The organism is Aquabacterium sp. A08 (genome assembly GCF_011742065.1).
Map to the genome: position 1 here is coordinate 1 of NZ_JAAQQT010000638.1, position 5769 is coordinate 5769.

Annotated in this window: 6 protein-coding genes; 1 reads left to right on the forward strand and 5 read right to left on the reverse strand. The window is 67.4% G+C overall.

Features of this window, described 5'->3' with window-relative positions; translation table 11 throughout:
• Positions 1-127 precede the first annotated feature (127 nt).
• Positions 128-1369, forward strand: coding sequence for an OmpA family protein (locus HA630_RS13365; RefSeq protein ID WP_166835336.1), 1242 nt, complete (start codon positions 128-130; stop codon positions 1367-1369).
• Between the two features lie 63 nt (positions 1370-1432).
• Here the strand turns inward: HA630_RS13365 and htpX are convergent, their stop codons facing one another.
• The 5 genes from htpX to HA630_RS13390 form a co-directional block, all read right to left on the reverse strand.
• Positions 1433-2302, reverse strand: a complete 870-nt coding sequence (gene htpX, locus HA630_RS13370; RefSeq protein WP_166835338.1) for a protease HtpX — start codon at positions 2300-2302, stop codon at positions 1433-1435.
• 111 nt (positions 2303-2413) lie between these two features.
• Positions 2414-3193, reverse strand: coding sequence for a DUF3025 domain-containing protein (locus HA630_RS13375; protein WP_166835340.1), 780 nt, complete (start codon positions 3191-3193; stop codon positions 2414-2416).
• 17 nt (positions 3194-3210) lie between these two features.
• Entirely contained in the window at positions 3211-4002 is a 792-nt protein-coding gene (locus tag HA630_RS13380; protein ID WP_166835342.1) for an NYN domain-containing protein, read from the reverse strand.
• A 16-nt stretch (positions 4003-4018) separates the two neighbouring features.
• Positions 4019-5050, reverse strand: a complete 1032-nt coding sequence (gene pyrC, locus HA630_RS13385) for a dihydroorotase (protein ID WP_166835344.1) — start codon at positions 5048-5050, stop codon at positions 4019-4021.
• 44 nt (positions 5051-5094) lie between these two features.
• On the reverse strand, positions 5095-5769 hold a 675-nt coding region (locus tag HA630_RS13390), incomplete at its 5' end, for a GGDEF domain-containing protein (RefSeq protein ID WP_166835346.1).

The window sequence follows — 5769 nt, forward strand, 5'->3', positions numbered from 1 at the left end:
CCGCGCCGGCGCCGGTTTCCGCCTCGCCGCGCTGCACCCGGCTGCTCAACAAAATGGCGCTGGGCGAAACCATCTCGCCCAGCGAACGGCAAGAACTCCTGCAACAGTGCCAATGAAAGCGCCCACCATGACCCGTTCACTGCCCCGCTCGCTTCCCCTGTCGGCCCTGGCCCTCGGCACCGCCCTGGCGCTGGGCGGCTGCGTGTCCAACCCGCCCGCGCCCGAACGTCCCAGCGCTCTCTCGCGCGAAGCGCTGCTGGACCAGGGCCTCCAGTTCGCGGTGGACGACCTGGTGGCGCAGGCCCTGCGCGCGCCCGGGTTTGCCCCGGCCCAGAACGCCTTGCAGCAGATCCTGAAAGCCGACGCCAAGACCCGGCCCCTGGTGGTGGTGGACCGGGTGGTGGAAGGCGCGGCCGGCCAGGAAACCGCCGCCACCCGCTACATGGACCGGGGTTTGCAAACCCAACTGGCCGCGCGCCTGCCCGGGCACGAAGTCGCACCGCTGAGCCCCACCAACGCCGGCCAGGCCCCGTTTGTGGTGACCAGCACCCTCACCCCCACCGGCGAGGCGGGCAGCGCCCGCGGCTTTCTGATCCACGTGTCGCTGACCGACGTGAGGTCCGGCTTCGTCATCGCCCACAGCGTGGCCCGGGTGCGGGCCCAGGGGGTGGACGAGACCCCGACCGCCTTCTTCCGCGACAGCCCTGCGTTGTCCAAAGACCGCGCCACCGAAGGCCAGATCAAGACCGCCCGGACCGCGACCGGTCAGGAGGCCGACAACCTCTACCTGTCCAAACTGCCGGTGGCCGCGCTGGTGGCCCAGGCCGACCAGGGCTACGAAAACGGCCAGTGCGACCGCGCCCTGCCCCTGTACCAGCAGGCCGCCACCCAGCCAGGGGCGCAACAGATGAAGGCCCTCAACGGCGTCTACCTGTGCCAGGTGCAGCTGAACCAGCCGGCCGCGGCGGAAACCACCTTCGGCAAGATCGTCGGGCTGGGCCTGGCCACCAACAACCTGTCGGTGCGCTTCCTGTTCAGCCCCGGCTCCACCGCCTACATCGCCGACCCGAAAATCAGCGCGCCCTATGCCATGTGGCTGCGCCAGATTGCGCGCGAGGCCGACAGCGTCAAGGCCTGCCTGACCGTGGCCGGACACACCAGCCGCACCGGCAACGAGGTGTACAATGACCGGTTGTCGCTGCAACGCGCCGCCGCGGTGCAGAAGCAGCTCGAAACCCTGTCGCCCAACCTGGGCGGCCGGCTCAATGCCACCGGCATCGGCTTCCGCGAAAACATCGTCGGCTCGGGCACCGACGACCTGCGCGACGCCCTGGACCGCCGCGTCGAGTTCAAGGTCCGCCCCTGCTGAGGTCAAAAAAACCCGCCGGGCGTTGGACGCCGGGCGGGTGGTGGCAACGGACCTGACGCGCGGTCAGCCCTGCTGCAGCGCGGCGATGCGCTCCTCGATCGGCGGGTGGGTGGAGAACAGCTTGCCCAGCCCACCGGTGATGCCCATGGCCGCCATGCTCTTGGGCAGTTCGCCCGGCTGCAGGCCCCCCAGGCGGGCCAGCGCGTTGATCATGGGCTGCTTGCGGCCCATCAGGGCGGCGGCACCGGCGTCGGCGCGGAACTCGCGCTGGCGGCTGAACCAGGCCACGATGATGGCGGCCAGGAAGCCCAGCACGATGTCCATGACGATGGTGGTGACCATGTAGCCGATGCCGGGGCCGGAACTCTCGCTGTCGCCCTTGCGCAGGAAGCTGTCCACCGCGTAACCGATGACCCGGCTCAGGAACACGACGAAGGTGTTCATCACGCCCTGGATCAGGGTCATGGTCACCATGTCGCCGTTGGCGATGTGCGCGACCTCGTGGCCAATGACGGCCTCGACCTCGTCGCGCGTCATGTTGCGCAGCAGGCCGGTGGAGACCGCCACCAGGGCCGAGTTCTTGAAGGCGCCGGTGGCGAAGGCGTTGGGGTCGCCCTCGAAAATCGCGACCTCGGGCATGCCGATGCCGGCCTTGTCGGCAAATTTCTGCACGGTCTGCACGATCCAGGCCTCGTCCGCCGTTTGCGGCTGGCCGATGACGCGCGCGCCCGTGCTGAACTTGGCCATGGGCTTGGACATCAGCAGCGAGATGAAGGCGCCACCGAAACCGATGACGAGCGAGAAGCCGGCCAGCGCCGTCAGGTTCAGGCCGTTGGCGGTGAGGAAGCGGTCCACGCCGAGGATGCGGGTGGTGATCAACAGCACGGCCATGACGGCCAGGTTGGTCAGAACCAGCAAGAGAATGCGTTTCATGTCAGTGGTGACTCCGGTGGTGGGGTGATGGGGCGTATGACCGCGGGCCACGGCACAGGTTCCCGCGCGGACCCACGCTTTCGCATCATATAAGGGCGGTGTGGCGCGGCCTCAAGTGGGGACCGTGGGCGGCGGCGGGCGGCGCGGGCGTGGCGGGCGGAACACGTCGGGGTCGGCGTAAAAGGCCGGGTCCTGGTTGGCAGGCCACCAACCGGGCAGGCCCAGCACCGGCAGGGGCGTGTAGGGCTTGGTGGCCAGCCACGCGGGTGTCAGCTGCGCCGCCAGCCAGCTGTCCCAGGGGTGCGCGCCGGTGCCCGGGTCGGGCGGCAGGTTGGGTGGCACCGGCAGGCACAGTACGTGGGCGGTGATGGATTTGTAGGGCGCCACCAGCTTTTCGGTCAGCGCATGGCCAAAGGTCACGGCCGTGGCCTGCGCCCACAACGGGCGCAAGGTCAGGAACAGCCGTGCCCAGTCGCGGGCGCGCAAGGCGTCCCACAGCGGCTCGGGCGCCTGCAGCAGCAAGGCGTTTTCGTCGAACAGGGTGAGCGCGTCGCGCAGCGGCCCCCGGGTGGCCTGCACGCCCCCGGCCTGGGCTATGGCACCCGCCTGCAGCCGGTTCAGCTCCCGCTTGGTCTGCGGAAAACGCATCCAGCACAGGGCGTTGAAAAAGTCGTGCAGGTTCTCGCGCGTGGGCACGGCGCCGGTGGCATGGATGTGGCTCTCGTAGGCCACGCCCTCGGGCAGCTCGGTTTGTGGGACGAAGCGCACTGGGGCCGACTGCAAGGCGTTCAATGCCGCTGATGGACTCAGTCCAGATACCATCTTCTGCTGCGCCAAGCCGCCAGACACGCGCCAGGGATCAAACCACGGCGACACCCAATCAAGGGCCATCTCAAGAATCGGCTGTGTCATTCCATCCGATGCAAATCGGAAAGCACCAAAAAGTGACGCCGGTCGCGAACCGCCACCTTGGGCGTCCCCACGTCGCGGAATTCAAACGCTTCCGTCGCACGCATCAATTTGGTCAGCGTGGCGTAGCCATAGTTGCGCAGATCAAAAGAAGTCTTGTCGGCCATGTGCTTGCCCACTTGACCCACCGTGGCCCATCCATCGGCATCTTCACAGGCGATCACCGACCCCCTCAACAAGCTGATCAGTTTGGCGTCCTGACGGATCTGCACTTCGGGTATCCGCGGCATGACGACAGGCTCGTCCAAAGCGGGCCCATCGCCCACCAACGGAACCTCTGGATCAGGCAGTTCGGTACCCGGCCGGTCCAAATACAAAAACCTAGAACAAGCGTTCACAAACGGCTCTGGGGTGTGGCGTTCACCAAAACCGTACACCATCGCCCCCTTGTCCCGCAAACGCATCACCAAAGGGGTGAAATCGGCGTCCGACGAAACAATCGCATAAGCGTCGGGGCGGTCGGTGAACAACAACTCGACAGCGTCGATGGTGATCGCCATGTCACTGGCGTTTTTTCTCTTGGAGTAGTCAAACTGCTGAATCGGACGGATGGCAAACTGGTGCAGCCGTTCTTCCCAGCCCTTGAGCTCGTTTTTCTTCCAATTACCGTAGGCGCGGCGCAGATGAACGACACCATGGTTCGACAGTTCACTCAAGATCTCATCGATCTTGGACGCTGGCGCATTGTCGGCGTCAATGAGCAACGCTATTTTGGCTTTGTCGTCTTTCACCGCCACGCCTCTCAGGTCAGACCAGTTTCCAAGGCAGGGCCTCGCCGGCGCGCAGGGGCTTCAACTCGGCCTCGCCGAACGGGTAGGACTCGGGTAGGGTCCAGCTTTCCTTGCGGAGTGTGATGCTGCCGGTGTTGCGCGGCAGGCCGTAGAAGTCGGCCCCGAAGAAGCTGGCGAAGCCTTCGAGCTTGTCCAGCGCACCGGCGGCGTCAAAGGCCTCGGCGTACAGTTCCATGGCGGCGTGGGCGGTGTAACAGCCGGCGCAGCCGGTGGCGTGTTCTTTCAGGTGCGCGGGGTGCGGCGCGCTGTCGGTGCCCAGGAAGAACTTCGGCGACCCGCTGGTGGCCGCCGCCACCAGGGCCTGGCGGTGGGTTTCGCGCTTGAGCACCGGCAGGCAGTAGTAGTGCGGGCGGATGCCGCCGGTGAAGATGGCGTTGCGGTTGTACAGCAGGTGGTGGGCGGTGATGGTGGCGCCCAGGTTCGCGTCGGCCTCGGCCACGTAAGCGGCCGCTTCTTTGGTGGTGATGTGCTCCATCACGATCTTCAGGCCGGGGAAGTCGCGGCGCAGGGGTTCGAGCTGCTGTTCGATGAACACCGCTTCGCGGTCGAACAGGTCGATGTCGGGGCTGGTGACTTCGCCGTGCACCAGCAGCAGCACGCCTTCGCGCTGCATGGCTTCCAGGGTTTTGTGGGTCTTGCGGATGTCGGTGACGCCGGCGTCGCTGTTGGTGGTGGCGCCGGCCGGGTAGAGCTTGCAGGCCACCACACCGGCCGCCTTGGCGCGGGCGATCTCGTCGGCCGGCAGGTTGTCGGTCAGGTACAGCGTCATCAGCGGCTCGAAGTCCACCCCGGCGGGCACCGCGGCCTGGATGCGGGCCTTGTACGCCAGCGCTTGCTCGGCGGTGGTCACCGGCGGCTTGAGGTTGGGCATGACGATGGCGCGGCCGAACTGGGCGGCGGTGTGCGGCACCACGGTGTGCAGGACGGCGCCGTCCCGCACGTGCAGGTGCCAGTCGTCGGGGCGGGTGAGGGTGATCTGGGTGGTCATGGGTGGGATTTTCGCACCCTTGCCCCCCATCAGACCAAGCCGGCTCAGGCCGCGGGCGCTTCGACCTCGATGCGGTCGCGGCCTTGGTGCTTGGCGGCGTACAGGGCGGCGTCGCCGCGCCCGATGACGGCGTCCAGCGTGTCATGCCCGCCGCGGAAGGTGGCCACCCCGATGCTGGCCGTGACGCGCGGCTCGGCGGTGCTTTCACGCAAACGCTGCCGGATGCGCTCGGCCACCTGCAGCGCCTGGGCCGGATCGGTGTCGGGCAGCACCACCAGAAATTCCTCCCCGCCGCAGCGGCCCAGGGCGGCCGGGCGGCGCAGCACCGCCTCGACGCGGTGCACGAACTCGGCCAGCACCCGGTCCCCGGCCTGGTGGCCGTAACGGTCGTTGATGTCCTTGAAATGGTCCAGGTCCAGCAACAGCACCGAAAAGCTCGCGCCGGTGCGGGCGCAGCGCGCCATTTCGTCGGCCGCGTGCTCGAAGGCGGCACGCCGGGTCAAGGCGCCGGTCAGGGTGTCGTGCTTGAGCAGGCGCTCCAGTTCGCCGCGCAGTTGCTCGGTGGCCAACAGGATGGCCGAAATGCTCAGCAGCAGGATGCCGAAGCTGTAGCTGGCCAGGTACACCGCCTGCATCGGGCTGTAGCTGTAAATGCCCAGCGGCGGCGGTTCGAGCAGCGCGGTCACGGCCCGCAGCCCCATGACGCCGCACAGCCCCAC